Source organism: Pseudomonas sp. A2 (assembly GCF_023100865.1).
Taxonomy (GTDB): domain Bacteria; phylum Pseudomonadota; class Gammaproteobacteria; order Pseudomonadales; family Pseudomonadaceae; genus Aquipseudomonas; species Aquipseudomonas asiatica.
This window is the reverse complement of sequence record NZ_CP039127.1, coordinates 5,897,682-5,915,760: the sequence shown is the minus strand read 5'-3', so window position 1 is coordinate 5,915,760 and position 18,079 is coordinate 5,897,682. Positions and strand designations below refer to the sequence as shown.

Annotated in this window: 18 protein-coding genes and 1 other RNA gene; 10 read left to right on the top strand and 9 right to left on the bottom strand. The window is 65.3% G+C overall.

The window, feature by feature from the left end:
* Positions 1-3: 3 nt before the first annotated feature.
* The gene (locus E5221_RS27330) at positions 4-981 is read right to left on the bottom strand and encodes an NADPH:quinone oxidoreductase family protein (protein ID WP_061550266.1); all 978 of its coding nucleotides are present in this window, start codon (positions 979-981) and stop codon (positions 4-6) included.
* A gap of 168 nt (positions 982-1,149) precedes the next feature.
* Here E5221_RS27330 and E5221_RS27325 point away from each other — a divergent pair, with 168 nt between their 5' ends.
* Complete coding sequence (locus E5221_RS27325) at positions 1,150-1,554, top strand: flagellar basal body-associated protein FliL (protein WP_003259380.1); 405 nt, start codon at positions 1,150-1,152, stop codon at positions 1,552-1,554.
* Between the two features lie 181 nt (positions 1,555-1,735).
* On the opposite strand, the gene E5221_RS27320 is transcribed toward E5221_RS27325, so the two are convergent.
* The 4 genes from E5221_RS27320 to E5221_RS27305 all read right to left on the bottom strand — a co-directional run bounded on the left by E5221_RS27320 (position 1,736) and on the right by E5221_RS27305 (position 7,224).
* Positions 1,736-2,848 carry an ABC transporter permease gene (locus E5221_RS27320; RefSeq protein ID WP_039612295.1) on the bottom strand — a complete coding sequence of 371 codons (1,113 nt, stop codon included), beginning with the start codon at positions 2,846-2,848 and terminating at the stop codon, positions 1,736-1,738.
* A gap of 1 nt (position 2,849) precedes the next feature.
* On the bottom strand, positions 2,850-5,570 hold the full coding sequence (gene rbbA, locus E5221_RS27315; protein ID WP_247846706.1) for a ribosome-associated ATPase/putative transporter RbbA: 2,721 nt from the start codon (positions 5,568-5,570) through the stop codon (positions 2,850-2,852).
* On the bottom strand, positions 5,567-6,526 hold the full coding sequence (locus E5221_RS27310) for an HlyD family efflux transporter periplasmic adaptor subunit (protein ID WP_039612293.1): 960 nt from the start codon (positions 6,524-6,526) through the stop codon (positions 5,567-5,569). The genes rbbA and E5221_RS27310 overlap by 4 nt, the downstream gene beginning before the upstream one ends.
* A 248-nt stretch (positions 6,527-6,774) precedes the next feature.
* The gene (locus tag E5221_RS27305) at positions 6,775-7,224 is read right to left on the bottom strand and encodes an EVE domain-containing protein (protein WP_039612292.1); all 450 of its coding nucleotides are present in this window, start codon (positions 7,222-7,224) and stop codon (positions 6,775-6,777) included.
* 178 nt (positions 7,225-7,402) lie between these two features.
* On the opposite strand from E5221_RS27305, the gene E5221_RS27300 reads away from it, so the two are divergent.
* The gene (locus tag E5221_RS27300; protein WP_170033651.1) at positions 7,403-7,555 is read left to right on the top strand and encodes a hypothetical protein; all 153 of its coding nucleotides are present in this window, start codon (positions 7,403-7,405) and stop codon (positions 7,553-7,555) included.
* A gap of 18 nt (positions 7,556-7,573) precedes the next feature.
* Here E5221_RS27300 and E5221_RS27295 read toward each other — a convergent pair whose 3' ends face one another.
* The 4 genes from E5221_RS27295 to E5221_RS27280 all read right to left on the bottom strand — a co-directional run bounded on the left by E5221_RS27295 (position 7,574) and on the right by E5221_RS27280 (position 8,958).
* The gene (locus E5221_RS27295) at positions 7,574-8,182 is read right to left on the bottom strand and encodes a 5-formyltetrahydrofolate cyclo-ligase (protein WP_003259369.1); all 609 of its coding nucleotides are present in this window, start codon (positions 8,180-8,182) and stop codon (positions 7,574-7,576) included.
* A 79-nt stretch (positions 8,183-8,261) separates the two neighbouring features.
* Positions 8,262-8,441, bottom strand: a non-coding RNA gene (gene ssrS / locus E5221_RS27290) — 6S RNA.
* A 17-nt stretch (positions 8,442-8,458) separates the two neighbouring features.
* Positions 8,459-8,779 carry a cell division protein ZapA gene (locus E5221_RS27285; RefSeq protein ID WP_003259368.1) on the bottom strand — a complete coding sequence of 107 codons (321 nt, stop codon included), beginning with the start codon at positions 8,777-8,779 and terminating at the stop codon, positions 8,459-8,461.
* Positions 8,776-8,958, bottom strand: a complete 183-nt coding sequence (locus E5221_RS27280; protein WP_029886233.1) for a TIGR02449 family protein — start codon at positions 8,956-8,958, stop codon at positions 8,776-8,778. The genes E5221_RS27285 and E5221_RS27280 overlap by 4 nt, the downstream gene beginning before the upstream one ends.
* Before the next feature lie 181 nt (positions 8,959-9,139).
* On the opposite strand from E5221_RS27280, the gene E5221_RS27275 reads away from it, so the two are divergent.
* The 8 genes from E5221_RS27275 to gcvT all read left to right on the top strand — a co-directional run bounded on the left by E5221_RS27275 (position 9,140) and on the right by gcvT (position 18,053).
* Positions 9,140-9,694, top strand: a complete 555-nt coding sequence (locus E5221_RS27275) for a YecA family protein (protein ID WP_003259367.1) — start codon at positions 9,140-9,142, stop codon at positions 9,692-9,694.
* A gap of 21 nt (positions 9,695-9,715) precedes the next feature.
* Complete coding sequence (gene pepP, locus E5221_RS27270; RefSeq protein ID WP_003259366.1) at positions 9,716-11,050, top strand: Xaa-Pro aminopeptidase; 1,335 nt, start codon at positions 9,716-9,718, stop codon at positions 11,048-11,050.
* Positions 11,047-12,246 carry a 2-octaprenyl-6-methoxyphenyl hydroxylase gene (gene ubiH / locus E5221_RS27265; protein WP_247846705.1) on the top strand — a complete coding sequence of 400 codons (1,200 nt, stop codon included), beginning with the start codon at positions 11,047-11,049 and terminating at the stop codon, positions 12,244-12,246. Before pepP ends, ubiH begins: the two co-directional genes overlap by 4 nt.
* Complete coding sequence (locus E5221_RS27260) at positions 12,243-12,728, top strand: DUF4442 domain-containing protein (protein ID WP_013974720.1); 486 nt, start codon at positions 12,243-12,245, stop codon at positions 12,726-12,728. Before ubiH ends, E5221_RS27260 begins: the two co-directional genes overlap by 4 nt.
* 9 nt (positions 12,729-12,737) lie before the next feature.
* Positions 12,738-13,955: a 2-octaprenyl-3-methyl-6-methoxy-1,4-benzoquinol hydroxylase gene (locus E5221_RS27255; RefSeq protein WP_177328631.1), complete on the top strand. Its 1,218-nt coding sequence runs from the start codon at positions 12,738-12,740 to the stop codon at positions 13,953-13,955.
* 122 nt (positions 13,956-14,077) lie between these two features.
* Positions 14,078-15,079: an extracellular solute-binding protein gene (locus tag E5221_RS27250; protein WP_013974718.1), complete on the top strand. Its 1,002-nt coding sequence runs from the start codon at positions 14,078-14,080 to the stop codon at positions 15,077-15,079.
* A gap of 143 nt (positions 15,080-15,222) precedes the next feature.
* A complete protein-coding gene (locus E5221_RS27245) occupies positions 15,223-16,845 on the top strand; it encodes an iron ABC transporter permease (protein ID WP_061550271.1) in 1,623 nt (540 codons plus the stop codon).
* 125 nt (positions 16,846-16,970) lie between these two features.
* Positions 16,971-18,053, top strand: coding sequence for a glycine cleavage system aminomethyltransferase GcvT (gcvT, locus tag E5221_RS27240; protein WP_015272229.1), 1,083 nt, complete (start codon positions 16,971-16,973; stop codon positions 18,051-18,053).
* Positions 18,054-18,079 lie beyond the last annotated feature (26 nt).

Here is an 18,079-nt window from a genome sequence, read left to right as displayed (position 1 = left end):
GTCTTACCTGGCCAGCACCACCAACTTACCCACAGCCTGACGCTGCCCCAACTTTTCAATGGCAGCCCCTGCCTCAGCCAGTGGATAAGTCTGCGACACCAGCGGCTTCAACTTGCCTTCGGCATGCCATGCAAACAGCTGCCGGAAGTTGGCCGCATTGTCCTCCGGCTGACGCTGGGCAAACGCCCCCCAGAACACCCCGAGCACCGCTGCGCCCTTGAGCAACACCAGGTTGGCCGCCAGCTGCGGGATGGTCCCGCTGGCAAAGCCCACCACCAGCAACCGGCCATTCCAGGCCAGCCCGCGCACGGCCTGCTCGAACAACTCGCCACCCACCGGGTCGTAGATCACGTCTACGCCCTGGCCGCCAGTCAGGCGCTTGATCTCTTCACGCAGGCTGGCCTGGCTGTAGTCGATCAGTTCATCCGCGCCGGCTGCCTTGGCCACGGCCAGTTTTTCCGCACTGCTGGCGGCCGCGAGCACCCGCGCGCCCATGGCCTTGCCGATCTCCACCGCCGCCAGGCCGACCCCGCCGGATGCACCCAGCACCAACAGGGTCTCGCCCGCCTGCAACTGGCCGCGCTGGCGCAGGGCGTGCATGGAGGTGCCGTAGGTCATGCCGAATGCCGCGGCAGTAGTGAAGTCCATGCTCGCCGGGATCGGCAACACATTGTAGAACGGCACCGCCACCTGCTCGGCGAATGCACCCCAGCCGGTCAGCGCCATGACCCGGTCACCGACCTTGAACGCGCCGGCCTTTTCCCCGACTGCGGCCACCAAGCCCGCTGCCTCGCCGCCGGGGGAGAACGGCAACGGTGGCTGGAACTGGTACTTGCCTTCGATGATCAGGGTGTCGGGGAAGTTGACCCCAGCGGCCTGCACATCCAGCAGGATCTCGTTTTTCTTCGGCACCGGGCTGGCCACCTCTTCCAGCACCAGGTCGCGCGCCGGGCCCAGGGTTTTGCACAACACAGCTTTCATCGGGCTATTCCTTTGCGGGTCGTGGCCGATAAGTGTAGGAGGGCCGCCTGCCCGGTCAACGAGCATGGGGCGCCCTGATGTGTAGGCATAAGCGGCGGCACAAGCACGGGCTTGGGTTTGAGCGGCATGCTGGGTAAGCTGGCACCAACTGTATTGAGGAGCGAATTCTTGAAAGCGTGGATCTTGATGGTGCTGGCGCTGCTGCTGCCGGCTGCGGCCATGGGCGAGGAAGCCAAGGAAGGGGCGCCGAAAGTCGCCTACATCAGCCTGAGCCCGCCCTTTGTGGGCAACTACGCCCTCGACGGTAGCCCGCGGCTGCGCGTGTACAAGGCCGACGTGGCCCTGCGCGTGACCGGCGACGAAGCCGCCAAGGCGGTGAAGCACCACGAGCCGCTGATCCGCAACCAGCTGGTGGCGCTGTTCACCCAACAGTCGGTGGACAGCATGAGCAATGTCGAGGCCAAGGAGCATCTTCGCCAGGAAGCGCTGAAACAGGTGCAGCAGGTGATGGAAGCCGAAGAGGGCAAACCGATCGTTGAAGACTTGCTGTTCAACAACCTGATCGTGCAGTGACCGGCAAGCCGGCTCTCTCAGGAACAGCGCAATCCGCACTGTGGCGCGATCCCTGTGGGAGCGGCTTTAGCCGCGAAGAATCCAACGCGGTGCATGGCACCGGCTGCGCCGGTGTTCGCGGGTAAACCCGCTCCCACAGGAATCGCGCAATCTTTCAGATTTTGAGCCGGGTATGCGCGGATCAAGACGCCAGGCTTCGACGAAACCGCGCCAGTGCCACGCCGAAGAACACCAGCCCGATCACGGCCAGCGCCAGGATGTCCGGCCACACCACCGTCCAACCGGCATCACGAAACAGAATTGCGGCGCCAAGGCTGACAAAGTGCGTCGACGGCGACCCCTGCATCACCCACTGCAGCCACTGCGGCATGCTGTCCAGCGGTGTGCTGCCGCCGGACAGCAACAGCATCGGGATGATCACCGGAATCGCCAGCAGGCCGAATTGTGGCGTCGAGCGCGCCAGGGTGGCGAGGAAGATGCCCAGTGCGGTACTGGCGAACAGGTAGAGCGCCGTCACGGCCAGGAACAGGCCCATCGAACCGGACAGCGGCACGCCAAGCGCGCCCTTGACCACCACCACCAGCGAAATCCAGGTACAGATCACCACTACCAGCGCGTTGCTGGCAATCTTCGCCAGCATGATTTCCAGCGCGGTCAGCGGTAGCACCAGCAGGTGGTCGAGGGTGCCGTGCTCGCGCTCGCGCAGCAACGCGGTGCCGGTGAGGATGATCGCCAGTATGGTGATGTTGTTGACGATCTGGATCACCGCAAGGAACCAGCCGCCCTCTAGGTTGGGGTTGAACAGAGCCTTGGCGTTTATTACCACCGGGCTCTGTGTGTTGCTGCGCTGGCTGTAGTCGAGCAACTCGCGTTCGAAGATGCGGCCGATGTAGCCGGCCCCCATGAACGCCTGGCTCATGGCCGTGGCGTCGACATAGATCTGCAGTTCCGGCGAGCGCCCGGCCAGCAGGTCGCTCTGGAAGTTCACCGGCACGTTGATCACGAAGGTGTACTGGCCGCTGTCCATGGCCTGGTCCAGACGCTGCGGGGCCAGTGGCACGGCGGGCTGGAACTCGGGTGGTTGCAGGGCTTCACCAAGCTTGCGCGATAGCAGGCTGTGGTCTTCGTCCACCATCGCGACACTGGCGTTGTGCACGCCGATCACCGAGCCGGCTGCCGGCATGTAAATGGCCACGCTGAAGGCATACAGCAGGAACAACAGCAGCACGCTGTCATGGCGCAGGCTGGTCAGCTCTTTCAGGCCAAGACGCAGGGTGTGGTTCAGGCGTGACATATCAGGCCTCCTGCTTCTTCAGCATGGCCAGGCTCAGGCCCGTGAACACGGCAAAGAAGCTGAGCAGGATCAGGCACTGCGGCCACAGCTCGCGCAGTCCCAGCGCTTTGGTGAATGTGCCGACCGAGATATCGAGGAAGTAGCCCGCCGGGAACAGTTGGCCCATCACCGCCGCCGCGCCGTCCAGCGACGAGCGTGGCACGATCAGCCCGGAGAACTGGATGGTCGGCAGGCTGGTGATGATCATGGTGCCCAGGATGGCGGCGATCTGGGTGCGGGTGAAGGCCGAGATCAGCAGGCCCAGGCTGGTGGTAGCCAGCAGGTAGGCGACGCCGCCGCAGGCCAGGGCGAGCACGCTGCCCTTTAGCGGCACGGCGAACAGCCAGCGGTTCATCGCCACCAGCAGTGCCAGGTTGACCAGGCTCACGGCCAGGTAGGGCATCTGCTTGCCGAGGAGGAACTCCAGGCGGGTGAGGGGTGTGGCGTAGAAGTTGGTGATGGAGCCGAGCTCTTTCTCGCGGACGATACCCAGCGCGGTGAGCATGGCCGGGATGAAGGCCAGGATCAGCGCCATTACCCCTGGGCCGATGGCGTTCACGCTGACCACATCCTGGTTGTAGCGAAAACGGGTTTCCAGGCGCACCAGGTCCTGGCGCGGCTGCGGTTGTGGGCTGGCTTTGGCCAGTTGCTCGAGGTTGGCCTGGTGCACGGCTTCCACGTAATTGCGGCTGGTTTCGGCGCGGAACGGCATACCGCCATCGAGCCAGGCGGCCACCACCGGTTGACGCCCGGCATAGAGGTCGCGGCCGAAGCCGGGTGGAATTTCCAGTGCCAGTTTGATTTCCGAGCGCTGCAGGCGCTGGTGCATTTCGCGGGTGTCGCGGATGGGCGCCTGTTCGGCGAAATAGCGTGAACCACGGAAGGCTTCGAGGTAGGCACGGCTTTGCGGGCTCTGGTCCTGGTCGTGTACGGCGAAGGCGAGGTTTTCCACATCCAGTGAAATGCCATAGCCGAAGATCACCATCATGAACATCGCCCCCAGCAGGGCGAAGGCCAGGCGCACCTTGTCGCGCAACAGCTCCTTGCCCTCACGGCTGGCCACCGCCAGCAGGCGACGCAGGCTGAAGCCCTGGCGCAGCGGCGGCGCAGGCGCGGCGGCCTGTTCCAGCACGGCGTTGCCGGTGGCTTGCGGCGCCAGTTCCTGAGCTTGTTCCAGGCAGCGCACGAACGCGTCTTCCAGAGTGTTGCCCTGATAGTGGCGTTGCAGGGCATCCGGCGTGTCGCAGGCCAGCACCCGGCCTGCATGCATAAGCGAGATACGGTCGCAGCGCTGGGCTTCGTTCATGAAGTGGGTAGAAAGGAAAATGGTCACGCCCTGCTCGCGTGAAAGCTCCACCAGCAGGCGCCAGAAGTCGTCACGGGCAGCCGGGTCGACACCGGAGGTGGGTTCGTCGAGGATCAGCACTTCCGGTCGGTGCAGCACCGCTACCGCCAGTGACAGGCGCTGACGCAGGCCGAGGGGCAGGGCGCCGGATGGCTGGTCGGCGATGGCACCCAGGTCGAAGCGCTCGATCAGCTCGTCGATGCGCCGGGCGCTCTCGGCCTTGGGCAGGTCGAACAGGCGTGCATGCAGAGTGAGGTTCTGCCGGGTGTTGAGCTCCCCATACAGCGAAAAACTTTGCGACATGAAACCGACCCGCTTGCGCGTGGCCAGGTCGCTGGCATCCACCGGGCGGCCGAGCAGGCTGGCGCTGCCTTCGCTGGCCGGCATCAGGCCGGTGAGCACTTTCATGGTGGTGGTCTTGCCGCAGCCGTTGGAGCCCAGGAAGCCGAAAATCTCCCCGCGGCCAATGGCGAAGCTGACCTTGTTCACGGCAGTGAAATCGCCAAAGCGCAGGGTCAGGTCGTGAGCCTCGATGGCGACCGAGGTGTCAGTGGCCGGGCGCGGTGGAATGATGAGCGGACGATGTTGTGCCTTGCCCGCGCCCTGGTAGTGAGTGAAGGCGTCGTCCAGCTTGCCACTGGGGGTGACTGCGCTCAGCTCATGGCTGGGGCCGGCGGCCAGCAGGCGGCCGCCATCGAGCATCAGGCAATGCTCGAACTGTTCGGCCTCTTCCATGTAGGCGGTGGCCACCAGCAGGGTCAGTTGCGGGCGCTGTGCGCGTACCTGTTCGACCAGCTGCCAGAAGCGCCGCCGCGACAGTGGGTCGACGCCGGTGGTCGGCTCGTCGAGGATCAGCAGGTCCGGCTCGTGGATCAGCGCGCAGCATAGGCCAAGCTTCTGCTTCATGCCGCCCGACAGTTTGCCCGCCGGGCGCTCGGCAAAGCGCTGCAGGTCGGTGGCCTGTAGCAGGTTGGCCATGCGCTGTTCGCATTCGCGACGGCCGAGGCCGAACAGGGTGGCGAAAAAGCGGATGTTCTCGCTGATCGACAGCTCCGGATACAGGTTGTTGCCCAGCCCCTGCGGCATGAACGCCACTTTCGGGTACAGCGCCGCGCGATGGCACCGCTGGCGGATCGAGCCACCCAGCACCTGCAGTTCGCCCTGTTGCAGGCGCTTGACGCCGGCGATCAGCCCCAGCAGGGTCGATTTGCCAGCCCCGTCAGGGCCGATCAGCGCGCAACGGGTGCCCGCCGGCAGGCTGAACCCGAGGGGATGCAGGGCCACCAGGTCGCCGTAGCGATGGCTGATACCCTCGGCCAGCAGTGCCGGGGCGTTCATTGCAGGTTGGCCGGCCAGTCCACCTCAGCCGTGCGTACATAGCCGGCGCCTGGCATGCCCGGTTTGGCCTGCGGCACGGCGCCCGGGTCGGTCAGGCGCAGCTTGACCCGGAACACCAGCTTCTGCCGCTCGTCGCGGGTTTCCACCTGCTTGGGGGTGAACTGGGCCTTGGCCGCGACAAAGGCCACCTTCGCCGGCAGCGCCCGCTCGGGCAGGGCGTCGAGCACGATCCGCGCCTGGTCGCCGACGGTCAGTCGGCCGCTGGTGGCCGCCGGCAGGTAGAGGTTCATGTACTGGTCGCTGGGGTCGATCAGCATCAGCACGCGGCCGCCGGCACCCAGCACTTCACCGGGCTCGGCCAGGCGCAGCTGGATGATGCCACTGATCGGTGCGCGCAGACTGCTGTCGTCGATTTCGCTGGTGAGCTGCGCTACCTGGGCCTCGGCGGCGCCGATGGCGGCCTTGATCGCCGCCAGTTGGGCGCGGGCGGCGACCACGGCGGCGTTGGCTGTGTCGAAGCGCGCCTGCTGTTGGTCGAGCAATTGCTGGCTAGCGTATTTGCGCTGGAAGATCTCACGCACGCGCTTGAGCTCCTGGCTGGCCAGCAGCAGTTCACTTTGGCGCAGCTGCACGCTGGCCTGGGCGGCGGCGTAGTTTTCCCGGGCGCGCAGCACTTCGGCTTCGGCCTGGCTGCGCTGGGCTTCCATGGTACGGGTGTCGATGCGCGCCAGCAGTTGGCCGCGAGACACCTTGTCACCTTCGTCGACCAGCACCTCGGCCAGGCGGCCAGGGATTTTGCTGGCGATCTGCACTTCGGTGGCTTCCAGGCGGCCGTTGCCCATGCTCAGGCCTTCGGGCAACTGGTCGTGGATCGACTTCCAGTACCCCAGCCCACCGGCTGCTGCGAGTAGGGCGATCAGCGCGGTGGCGAAGATCCTGGGGGCGTATCGGTTCATCGGTCTGCATCCTTGCGGTCATGCACACTGCATCATGGCCTGCGGCCATGAGCGATGTGTTGATGCCGGTCAAAGTCCTTATGCGGTGCCTGTGGGAGCGGCCTTGTGTCGCGAAAGGGCGCGCAACGCGGCCCCAGGATTTTCGCGCCCCTGCACAAATCTATGGGGCTGCTTCGCAGCCCTTTCGCGACGCAAGGCCGCTCCCACATTACCGAGTAACTGCGCAAAGACTGACCTTAGCCGCAGTTTCAACGCAAAGCGACAATCACCGCCCATTGCTCTGGCGTCACCGGCATCACCGACAGGCGGCTGCCCTTCTGCACCAGCGGCAGTTCGGCCAGGCCTGTCTGCTGTTTCAGCCAGCCTAGCTCCAGCACCCGTGGCAGGGTTTGCACATGGGCCACATCGACCGCGCTCCAAGGGTTCTTGTCGGCCGTGGCCTTGGCATCGTAGTAGGGGCTCTGCGGGTCCAGCGCGGTTGGGTCCGGGTAGGCTGCGCGGGTGATCCTGGCAATGCCGGCGATGCCCGGCTGCGGACAGCTGGAGTGGTAGAAGAAGAACTCGTCGCCAACGCTCATGGCCCGCAGGAAATTACGTGCCTGATAGTTGCGCACGCCGTCCCAGCGCGCTTCGCCAAGCCGGCCGAGGGCTTCGATGGAGAGCTCGTCGGGCTCGGATTTCATCAGCCAGTAGGCCATGGGTGCTGCTCCTGAAAAGGTTTGAAATAACCTGTTGCACGAAACCGACAGCCGGTTGGCGTCAAGGTTTGCGTGCAGACGCAGGTTGTCGGAAAATGCGCCCCGTTTAAAGCGCGATGCTCCGGCAATACCCAGAAAGTTGCCGAGCGTGAACAGTTTGCCTGGGGGGCAATCTTCGATGAATCAACGTAACAAGCCGGATCTGTTGTGGGTCTTGGTGTTCATTTTCGGCCTGGGTGTGGTCACTACCGGTTATGCGCAAGGGTTCTGGGAGCGCAAGCTGGACAACGCCTATCAGATGCCGGTCGACGCCAGCCAGCCGCAACGTTGATGCCCCCGCTGGCGCCGCTCAACGCGGCGCCAGGTACCAGCCACGGTCCGAGACCGTCCCCTGCAGCGGTACATCCCAACTGGCCTGAGCCAGCCGCTCGACCTTCTGGCATTCATGTGCCAGCCCCAACAGCAACGGCTTTTTCCAGGTCTGGCGACGCGCCTGGTAGGCTAGGCTGCGATCATAGAAACCACCGCCCATTCCCAGGCGACCGCCCACTTCGTCGAAACCGACCAGCGGTAGCAGGATCAGGTCCAGCGACCAGATCGGGCGCTGGCGCTTGCGCTCGGTGACCGGCTCGGGAATGCGAAAGCGGTTGGGCTTGAGCTTCTCGCCCTGCTCGAAGCGCTGGAACACCATGCGCGTGCGCGGCCAGGCGTGCAGCACCGGCAGGTAGGTGCGCTTGCCGCGGCGCTGGGCTTCGCGCAGCAGCAGGTAAGGGTCGATCTCGCCGTCGTTGGGCAGGTACAGGGCAATGTGCCGGGCGCGTCGGAACAGCGGGTGCTGCGCCAGCTGGCGATACAGGCCAAGGGCGGCCTGGCGTTGCTGGGCAGGGGTAAGGGCGCGGCGGGCATTGCGGAGCAGGCGACGGAGCTGGGGGCGGGTGAGCTGCGCGGTGTCGGTCATGGCACGGGCGATCCCAGGTGCTGGCCGACGTGGTCGGCCAATACGAATTGCCCGCCGGAAGGGGCGGGCAAGAGAATTCAGGCTCCCCGATAAGACCGCTATCGGTGTAGCCCTTGAACCCGAAAGTTCAAGGTGGAGATTGCAGGGGGCGTTAAGGCTTTCCGTCGGGCGGACATGCACACCTGCCCCAGCGTGCAACCCCCGTGGTTGTGCGTATCGGCTCAGGGACATAACCGACTGGCGCATCCCCCAGGGAGTGGCGCCAGTATACCAATCTCAGCCGATTTTGGTATCCGCGTCGTCGGACAGTGCCTGGTCGACCCGTTCCAGCAGGTCGCGCACCTGTTCGCGGGTGGTGCCGCCTGCCGGGGCATCGTTGCGGTCTTCCTGGCGGTGCAGCATTTCGTGGGTGATGTTCAACGCTGCCATGACCGCGATGCGGTCGGCGCCGATCACCTTGCCGCTGCTGCGGATTTCGCGCATCTTGCCGTCCAGGTAGCGCGCGGCACTGACCAGGTTGTTGCGCTCTTCCGGCGGGCAGATGATCGAATATTCCTTGTCGAGGATCTGCACGGTGACGCTATTGCTTGAACTCATGAGTCTTGCTCCAGAGCCTTGAGGCGTAAAATCATCGACTCGACCTTGCGCTTGGCGATCTCGTTCTTTTCGATGAGGTGGGCGCGCTCTTCGCGCCAGGACTTTTCCTGAGCTACTAGGAGTGCATTTTGCCGTTTTAGTTGCTCGACACGTTCGATCAGCAACTCGAATCGGCTCATCAGTGCCTGCAGGTCGTTCTCTTGCGTGGGTTGCACTCGATTCGCTCCGTCGTTGAGTCACCTGGCGATGATGCCTCTCCCTGGGCGGCGACGGCCAGTGCCGATGGTCTTGGCGCGCCTGCCGGTGCTAGGATACAAGGTCTCCATTCTAGTCATTGCGCCGTCTGGCGCCTAGCTGCCCATGCCCAATACCCAATCGCCCTACATCGCCTTCGCCATGCTGCTGTCCAGCAATGGCCATCCTGTAACCCCGGCCGAACTGCACGGCCTGCTGATCGGCCGCAGCTGCGCCGGTGCCGGCTTCGACGCCGACGGCTGGCTGGCCGATGCCGCCCAGCTGCTGGAAACCGAGCCCGGTGACACCGTACGCAACGCCCTGGTCGGCCTGCAGGAAATGGTCAAGGGCGAACTGACCAGCGACGACATGGCGATCGTCCTGCTGCTGCCTTCCGACGACGCCGCCCTGAGCGATCGCGCCACCGCGCTGGGCCAGTGGTGCCAGGGCTTCATCACCGGTTTCGGCCTGAATGCCGGTGGCAAGGACCTGTCCGACGAGGCCAAGGAAGTGCTGCAGGACCTGGTGGCCATTTCCCAGGTCCAGGAAGCCCTCGAGGAGTCCGAGGATGGCGAGAGCGATTACATGGAAGTCATGGAATACCTGCGTGTGGCGCCGTTGCTGCTGTTCTCCGAGCTGGCCAAGCCGGCCGCCCCTGCACCCAAGCCATCGCTGCACTGATCAACCAGGGGTAGTCTGCCCATGAGCCACATTCCCAAGGCCGAGTATGCCCGTCGGCGCAAGGCGCTGATGGCGCAGATGGTCCCCAACAGCATCGCCATCCTGCCCGCCGCCGCGGTTGCCATCCGTAACCGCGACGTCGAGCACGTTTACCGCCAGGACAGCGACTTCCAGTACCTCAGCGGTTTCCCCGAGCCGGAAGCGGTGATTGCGCTGATCCCGGGTCGCGAGCATGGCGAATACGTGCTGTTCTGCCGTGAACGCAACCCCGAGCGCGAGCTGTGGGATGGTCTGCGGGCCGGCCAGGAAGGTGCGGTGCGCGATTTTGGCGCAGACGATGCCTTCCCCATCACCGACATCGACGAGATCCTGCCGGGCCTGATCGAAGGCCGTGAGCGGGTGTATAGCGCCATGGGCAGCAACCCCGAGTTCGACCGCCGGCTGATGGACTGGATCAACGTGATCCGCTCCAAGGCCCGCCTGGGTGCCCAGCCGCCGAACGAGTTCGTTGCGCTGGATCATCTGCTGCACGACATGCGTCTGTATAAATCGGCAGCGGAAGTGAAGGTGATGCGCGCTGCCGCAGACATCTCGGCGCGGGCCCACGTGCGAGCCATGCAGGCCTGCCGGGCCGGGTTGCACGAATACAGCCTGGAAGCCGAGCTGGACTACGAATTCCGCAAGGGCGGGGCGAAGATGCCGGCCTACGGCTCGATCGTCGCGGCCGGGCGCAATGGCTGCATCCTGCACTATCAGCAGAACGACGCCCCGCTCAAGGATGGTGACCTGGTGTTGATCGACGCCGGCTGCGAGATCGACTGCTACGCCAGCGACATCACCCGTACCTTCCCGGTCAGCGGGCGTTTTTCGCCCGAGCAGAGGGCCATCTACGAGCTGGTGCTCAAGGCCCAGGCAGCGGCGTTTGCCGAAATCGCCCCTGGCAAGCACTGGAACCACGCCCATGAGGCGACCGTGCGGGTCATCACCGAGGGCCTGGTGGAACTGGGCCTGCTGACGGGCGAGGTACAGGCGCTGATCGACAGCGAGGCCTATCGTGCCTTCTACATGCACCGCGCCGGGCACTGGCTGGGCATGGATGTGCACGATGTGGGCGAGTACAAGGTGGGCGGCGAGTGGCGGGTGCTCGAACCCGGCATGGCGCTGACCGTCGAGCCGGGCATCTACATAGGCGCCGACAATCAGGCCGTGGCCAAGAAATGGCGCGGCATTGGTGTAAGGATCGAGGACGACGTGGTAGTGACCAGGCAAGGCTGTGAAATCCTGACTTCGGGCGTGCCGCGCACGGTCGCCGAGATCGAGGCGCTGATGCAGGCCGCCCGCAAGGACGTGGCATGAATCGGGTAAACCTGGCGATCATCGGTGGCGGCCTGGTGGGCGCGAGCCTGGCCCTGGCCCTGCAGGCGGGTGCCAAGGCGCGAGGTTGGAAGATCCTGCTGATCGAGCCGTTCGCCCCCGGTGACAGCTTCCAGCCCAGCTACGACGCGCGTTCGTCGGCACTGTCGTTCGGTACCCAGCAGATCTACCAGCAGCTGGGCCTGTGGCAGGCTATCGGCCATCGCGCCGAGCCAATCTTGCAGATTCACGTGTCCGACCGCGGCCGTTTCGGTGCCACCCGCCTGGATGCCCGGGAAGAGGGTGTGCCGGCGCTTGGCTACGTGGTGGAAAACGCCTGGCTGGGCCAGTGCCTTTGGCAAGGGCTGGACAGCGAGGTGGTGAGCTGGCGCTGCCCGGCGGAAGTGACTGCGATGCTGGCCATCGAAGGTGGTTACCGCCTGCAGCTGAACGATGACACCCAGTTGGAGTGCGACCTGGCTGTACTGGCCGACGGTGGCCGTTCCGGCCTGCGCGAACAACTGGGTATCCACGTGCGCCACACGCCCTACCAACAGAGCGCGCTGATCGCCAACATAACCCCGGGCGAGGCCCACGGCGGCCAGGCCTTCGAACGTTTCACCGAAGAAGGCCCCATGGCCCTGCTGCCGCTGCCGGATAACCGCTGCGCGCTGGTCTGGACCCGCCAGGGCATGGACGCGCGGCGTCTGGCCGACATCGACGAGCGCAATTTCCTGCGTGAACTGCAGGGCGTGTTCGGCTATCGCCTGGGCGCCTTGCGCCAGGTCGGCGCGCGGCACCTCTACCCACTGTCGCTGATCGAGGCTCAGGAGCAGGTGCGGCCGCATCTGGTGGTGCTGGGTAACGCCGCGCACAGCCTGCACCCTATTGCCGGCCAGGGCTTCAATCTGTCGCTGCGTGACGTGCAGGCGCTTGCCGAGGCGCTGCTGGCCGGCCCGCAGCAGCCTGGCGACCTGACAACATTGCAGGCCTACCACCAGCGCCAGCGTGTGGACCAGGCCATGACCATCGGCTTTTCCGACCAGGTCACCCGTCTGTTCGGCAGCAGCCAGCCATTGCTGGCCGCCGGCCGCAACCTTGGCCTGCTCGGGCTCGACCTGCTGCCACCGGCCAAAAGCTGGTTCGCCCGCCAGGCCATGGGCCTGGGCACCCGCCCCGATCCGCGAGGTCAAGCATGAGTGACAACACGCGCAGGCTGGCGCGCCGGGCGTGCCTGTTGCGCTGGCGGCTGAACCTGTTCCCGCCGCACCTCGGCGCTGGTATCCGCGTACAGCACATCAGCCCGGACCTGCGCAGCGTCAAGGTGGCGATGAAGCTGACCCGCTGGAACCGCAACTACGTCGGCACCCAGTGCGGCGGCAGCCTGTACGGCATGGTCGACCCGTTCTACATGCTGCTGTTGATCGAGCAGCTGGGGCGTGACTACATCGTCTGGGACAAGGCCGCCAGCATCGATTTCATTTCGCCGGGCAAAGGCCCGGTGTATGCCGAACTCCACGTCGATGACGCGCTGCTGGACGAAATCCGCCAGCAGACTGCCACCGGCAAGAAGTGCCTGCCGCGTTTGCAGGTCGATATCCGCGACGGCGCCGGCGAGCTGGTGGCGCGGGTCGATAAAACCCTATATGTGCGGCTCAAGCCGCAAGCGAGGCTGGCGTAAGGCATGGAAATGCGCGCAGATCTGTTGATTGTCGGTGCCGGTATGGTCGGCAGCGCCCTGGCCCTGGCGTTGCGCCACAGTGGCTTGCAAATCCTCTTGCTCGACGGCGGCCCGCTGACGGTCAAGCCGTTCGATGCCCAGGCCCCGTTCGAGCCGCGTGTCAGCGCGCTGTCGGCAGCCAGCCAGCGCATCCTCGAGCGCCTTGGCGCTTGGGATGGCATCGCCCGCCGGCGTGCCACGCCATACTCGGACATGCATGTATGGGATGGCAGCGGCACCGGGCAGATTCACTTCTCGGCGGCCAGCGTGCATGCCCAGGTGCTCGGCCACATCGTCGAGAACCGGGTGGTGCAGGATGGCCTGCTGGAGCGCCTGCATGACAGCGATATCGGCCTGCTGCCCAATGCGCGGCTCGAACAGCTGCGCCGCTCCGGCGACGAGTGGCTGCTGACCCTCGCCGATGGCCGCCAGCTGCGTGCGCCGCTGGTGATCGCGGCCGACGGTGCCAACTCGGCAGTGCGGCGCCTGGCCGGCTGCGCAACCCGCGAGTGGGATTACCTGCACCACGCTATTGTCACCAGCGTGCGTTGCAGCGCCGGGCACCAGGCCACGGCCTGGCAGCGCTTTACCGACGAAGGACCATTGGCGTTCCTGCCGCTGACCCGCGACGGCCAGCAGGACTGGTGCTCGATCGTGTGGTCGACCACGCCGGAGCATGCCGAGCAGTTGATGGCGCTGGATGAAGCTGCGTTCCTGAAGGCCCTTGAGCGGGCTTTCGAGGGGCGCCTGGGTGATGTATTGCAGGCCGACCCTCGGGTGTGCGTGCCGCTGCGCCAGCGCCACGCCAAGCGCTATGTGGATGAAGGCCTGGCATTGATCGGCGATGCCGCGCACACCATTCACCCGCTGGCCGGGCAGGGCGTCAACCTGGGCTTCCTCGATGCTGCAGTGCTGGCCGAGGTGCTGGTCAACGCCTGCGAGCGTGGCGAGCGGCTGGCGGATGTGAAGGTACTGAGCCGTTACGAGCGACGGCGCATGCCGCACAACCTGGCGCTGATGGCGGCGATGGAGGGGTTCGAGCGGTTGTTCCAGGCGAACCCGTTGCCGTTGCGCTGGTTGCGTAACAGCGGGTTGAAGCTGGTGGAGCAGATGCCGGAGGCCAAGGCGATGTTCGTGCGGCAGGCGCTGGGTTTGAGCGGTGACCTTCCGGATCTGGCCAAAGCCTGAAGGTCTTGCACGATCAGCTGTAGGAGCAAGTTCTGCAACATTCGGTAACGGCTAGGTAGATGAGTCGGAAAATGGGATTCACTACCATTTGCGCCTCTCATACGATCCGAGGAGTGCTTTCCATGTTGCCACGCAAGCCCCTACTGGCCGCCCTGGCCCTGACCCTGTTCGGCGGCACCGCCCAGGCAGCGGACGAAGTGGTGGTGTACTCCTCGCGCATCGACGAGCTGATCAAGCCGGTGTTCGATGCCTATACCGCCAAGACTGGGGTCAAGATCAAGTTCATCACCGACAAGGAAGCCCCGCTGATGCAGCGCATCAAGGCCGAGGGCGAAAACGGCGTGGCCGACCTGCTGCTGACCGTCGATGCCGGCAACCTGTGGCAGGCTGAGCAGATGGGCATCCTGCAGCCGATCAAGTCCGACATCATCGACCAGAACATCCCGTCGCAGTACCGCGCCTCGTCCCACGACTGGACCGGCCTGAGCCTGCGCGCGCGCACCATCATCTACTCCACCGAGCGGGTCAAGCCGCAAGAGCTGAGCACCTACGAAGCCCTGGCCGACAAGCAGTGGGAAGGCCGCCTGTGCCTGCGCACGGCGAAGAAAGTGTACAACCAGTCGCTCACCGCCACCCTGATCGAGACCCACGGCGAGGCGAAGACCGAGCAGATTGTCAAAGGCTGGGTCAACAACCTGTCCACCGACGTGTTCTCCGACGACAACGCAGTGATCCAGGCCATCGAGGCCGGCCAGTGCGATGTGGGCGTGGTCAACACCTACTACTACGGTCGCCTGCACAACCAGAACCCGAAACTGCCGGTGAAAATCTTCTGGCCCAACCAGGGTGACCGTGGCGTGCATGTGAACCTGTCGGGCATCGGCCTGACCAAGCATGCGCCACACCCGGAGGCAGCGAAGAAGCTGGTTGAATGGATGACTGGTGAAGAGGCGCAGAAGCTGTTCGCCGACATCAACCAGGAGTTCCCGGCCAACCCGAAGGTCAAGCCATCGGAAGAAGTGGCAGCGTGGGGCAGCTTCAAGGCTGACAGCATTCCGGTTGAAATCGCTGGCAAGCGCCAGGCTGAAGCGATTCGCTTGATGGATCGGGCTGGCTGGAACTAAGCGCCAGGCTTTATCCTTCCGGGGCCTTTCAGGGCCTCTTCGCGGGCATGCCCGCTCCCACAGGATTACTCGATCCCTGTGGGAGCGGGCGTGCCCGCGAACGACCGCATAGCGGTCGCAAACCAGCCACAGAGACATTCAACTTGCCCCACGCCCCCCAACGCCGCTGGTACCTCCCGGTCACCCTGGTCGCCGCCCTGGTGCTCCTGCCCCTGAGCGTCCTGCTGCTGTCCTGGCAGTCGATCGACCTGCAGATCTGGTCGCACCTGCTCGACACCCAGATGACTCGCCTGCTGGGCAATACCCTGACGCTGGTGGCGGGTGTGGGCTTCGGCGTCACGGTACTGGGGGTCAGCCTGGCCTGGTTGACCAGCCTCTGCGAGTTCCCTGGCCGGCGCTGGCTGGACTGGGCGCTGATGCTACCGTTCGCCATACCGGCCTATGTGCTGGCGTTCGTCTTCGTCGGCCTGCTGGACTTCGCCGGCCCGGTGCAGAGCGCACTGCGCGAGGTGTTCGGGCCGATGCGCCTGCCGCGGGTGCGCTCCACCGGCGGGGTGATCGTCGTACTGGTGCTGGTGTTCTACCCCTATGTCTACCTGCTGGCGCGCAGCGCATTCCTGGCCCAGGGCAAGGGCCTGATGGAAGCCGCGCGGGTGCTGGGGCTGTCCCCGCTGCAAGCGTTCTGGCGCGTGGCCCTGCCCATGGCTCGGCCGGCGATCGGCGCCGGTATTGCCCTGGCCCTGATGGAAACCCTGGCCGACTTCGGCGCGGTTGCGGTATTCAACTTCGACACTTTCACCACGGCCATCTACAAGACCTGGTACGGCTTCTTCAGCCTGTCCAGCGCTGCCCAGCTGGCCAGCCTGCTGCTGCTGGCGGTGATGCTGGTGCTGTATGGCGAGCGCCGTGCCAGGGGGGCCAGCCGCAGCGGCAACGAGCGGCCGCGCGGGCAGGCGTTGTACCACCTGCACGGGGTCAAGGCGTTGCTGGCCAGCGGTTGGTGCTTGCTGGTGTTCGCCTGCGCCTTCGTCATCCCGCTGCTGCAACTGCTGGCGTGGTTCTGGCAGCGTGGCCGACATGACCTGGACGAGCGCTATGTCGGCCTGGTGTTGCACACCCTGTACCTGGGCGGCATGGCGGCGCTGGTCACGGTGTGCGTGGCGTTGCTGCTGGCCTTTGCCCGGCGCCAGGCGCCGACGGGTGGTATTCGCGCCGGGGTGGGCCTGGCCAATCTTGGCTATGCCTTGCCCGGCTCGGTGCTGGCGGTGTCGATCATGCTGGCCTTCAGTTACCTCGACAACCACCTGGTCATCCCGCTGTCCAGCTGGCTGGGCGGTGCCGGCAAGCCGCTGCTGCTGGGCAGCCTGGCCGCGTTGCTGCTGGCCTATCTGGTGCGCTTCATCGCGGTGGCCTACGGGCCGCTGGAGAGCAGCCTGGAGCGTATCCGCCCGTCACTGCCCGAGGCGTCCCGTAGCCTCGGCGTCGGTGGCGCGGGGTTGTTTTTCAAGGTGTATCTGCCGCTGCTGGTGCCTGGCGCGCTCAGCGCCGCCCTGCTGGTGTTCGTCGACGTGCTCAAGGAAATGCCGGCCACCTTGCTGATGCGCCCGTTCGGCTGGGATACCTTGGCGGTACGGGTGTTCGAGATGACCAGCGAGGGTGAGTGGGCGCGTGCATCGCTGCCGGCACTGACCTTGGTGCTGGTGGGCCTGCTGCCGGTCATCGGCCTGATCCGCCGTTCGGCACGTCGACCTGGTCACAGTCACTGAGGGTGCCAGCCCGCGCCCTTGCGGCTACAATGCGCGGCATTCGCGCGGCGGGTCCTACACAAGAAGAGCTGACGACCCGACGTCATCGACCGCCGCCGCTTCGCCACGCCCGGAAGGAGAAACCCATGGGACAGCGCACGCTTTTGTATGACCTGCACCTGGCGCTTGGCGCCAAGACGGTCGATTTCGGTGGCTGGGACATGCCCCTGCACTATGGCTCGCAGGTCGAGGAGCACCATCAGGTGCGCAGCGATTGCGGGGTGTTCGATGTTTCCCACATGACCGTGATCGATGTCGATGGTAGCGACGCCACCGCCTGGTTGCAGCGTCTGCTGGCCAACGACGTGGCCCGCCTCGACGACACCGGCAAGGCGCTGTACAGCCCGCTGTTGCAGGAACAGGGCAGGGTGATCGACGACCTGATCGTCTACCGCACACAACATGGCTATCGCCTGGTCACCAACGCCGCCACCCGTGCCAAGGTACTCGACTGGCTGCAGCAGCAGCGTGGCGGTTTTGCCGTGGACTTCCAGGTCCGCCCAGACCTGGCCATCCTTGCCATCCAGGGCCCGCATGCTCGAGAAAAGGTTGCAGCCCTGCTCAGCCCCTCGCGTGCGGCGCTGATCCGCGAACTGCGTCCTTTCGAAGGCTTTGCCGAAGGCGACTGGTTCATTGCCCGCACCGGTTATACCGGTGAAGACGGCCTGGAGATCATCCTCCCCGGCGAGCAGGCCGTGGCCTTCTTCAACGACCTGGTCGGTGCCGGCATCGCCCCCAGCGGCCTTGGTGCCCGCGATACCCTGCGCCTGGAAGCCGGCATGAACCTGTACGGCCAGGACATCGACGAAAACCACACACCGCTCACCTCCAACCTCGGCTGGAGCATCGCCTGGGAGCCGGCCGAGCGCGACTTCATCGGGCGCGCCGGGCTGCTGGCGGAAATCGAGCACGGCGTGCAGGAAAAACTGGTCGGCCTGGTGCTGGAAGAGCGTGGCGTGCTGCGTGCCCACCAGGTGGTGCGTGTAGCCGGGATTGGCGAAGGGGAGATCACCAGTGGTAGTTTCTCGCCTACGCTGAGCAAGTCCATTGCCCTTGCACGCGTGCCCATGGCCACCGGCGACCGGGCCGAGGTGGAAATTCGCAGCAAGTGGTACCCGGTGCGGGTGGTCAAACCGACCTTCGTGCGCCACGGCAAGATTTTGATCTGAACAATATTTAACCGGCGGGCGTACCG

Bases quoted from the DNA above. Each gene is read 5' to 3' on its own strand.
- E5221_RS27330 (WP_061550266.1), bottom strand. From the start codon at position 981: ATGAAAGCTGTGTTGTGCAAAACCCTGGGCCCGGCGCGCGACCTGGTG.
- E5221_RS27320 (WP_039612295.1), bottom strand. From the start codon at position 2,848: ATGTCACGCCTGAACCACACCCTGCGTCTTGGCCTGAAAGAGCTGACC.
- rbbA (WP_247846706.1), bottom strand. From the start codon at position 5,570: ATGAACGCCCCGGCACTGCTGGCCGAGGGTATCAGCCATCGCTACGGC.
- E5221_RS27310 (WP_039612293.1), bottom strand. From the start codon at position 6,526: ATGAACCGATACGCCCCCAGGATCTTCGCCACCGCGCTGATCGCCCTA.
- E5221_RS27305 (WP_039612292.1), bottom strand. From the start codon at position 7,224: ATGGCCTACTGGCTGATGAAATCCGAGCCCGACGAGCTCTCCATCGAA.
- E5221_RS27300 (WP_170033651.1), top strand. From the start codon at position 7,403: ATGAATCAACGTAACAAGCCGGATCTGTTGTGGGTCTTGGTGTTCATT.
- E5221_RS27295 (WP_003259369.1), bottom strand. From the start codon at position 8,182: ATGACCGACACCGCGCAGCTCACCCGCCCCCAGCTCCGTCGCCTGCTC.
- E5221_RS27285 (WP_003259368.1), bottom strand. From the start codon at position 8,779: ATGAGTTCAAGCAATAGCGTCACCGTGCAGATCCTCGACAAGGAATAT.
- E5221_RS27280 (WP_029886233.1), bottom strand. From the start codon at position 8,958: ATGAGCCGATTCGAGTTGCTGATCGAACGTGTCGAGCAACTAAAACGG.
- E5221_RS27275 (WP_003259367.1), top strand. From the start codon at position 9,140: ATGCCCAATACCCAATCGCCCTACATCGCCTTCGCCATGCTGCTGTCC.
- pepP (WP_003259366.1), top strand. From the start codon at position 9,716: ATGAGCCACATTCCCAAGGCCGAGTATGCCCGTCGGCGCAAGGCGCTG.
- ubiH (WP_247846705.1), top strand. From the start codon at position 11,047: ATGAATCGGGTAAACCTGGCGATCATCGGTGGCGGCCTGGTGGGCGCG.
- E5221_RS27260 (WP_013974720.1), top strand. From the start codon at position 12,243: ATGAGTGACAACACGCGCAGGCTGGCGCGCCGGGCGTGCCTGTTGCGC.
- E5221_RS27255 (WP_177328631.1), top strand. From the start codon at position 12,738: ATGCGCGCAGATCTGTTGATTGTCGGTGCCGGTATGGTCGGCAGCGCC.
- E5221_RS27250 (WP_013974718.1), top strand. From the start codon at position 14,078: ATGTTGCCACGCAAGCCCCTACTGGCCGCCCTGGCCCTGACCCTGTTC.
- gcvT (WP_015272229.1), top strand. From the start codon at position 16,971: ATGGGACAGCGCACGCTTTTGTATGACCTGCACCTGGCGCTTGGCGCC.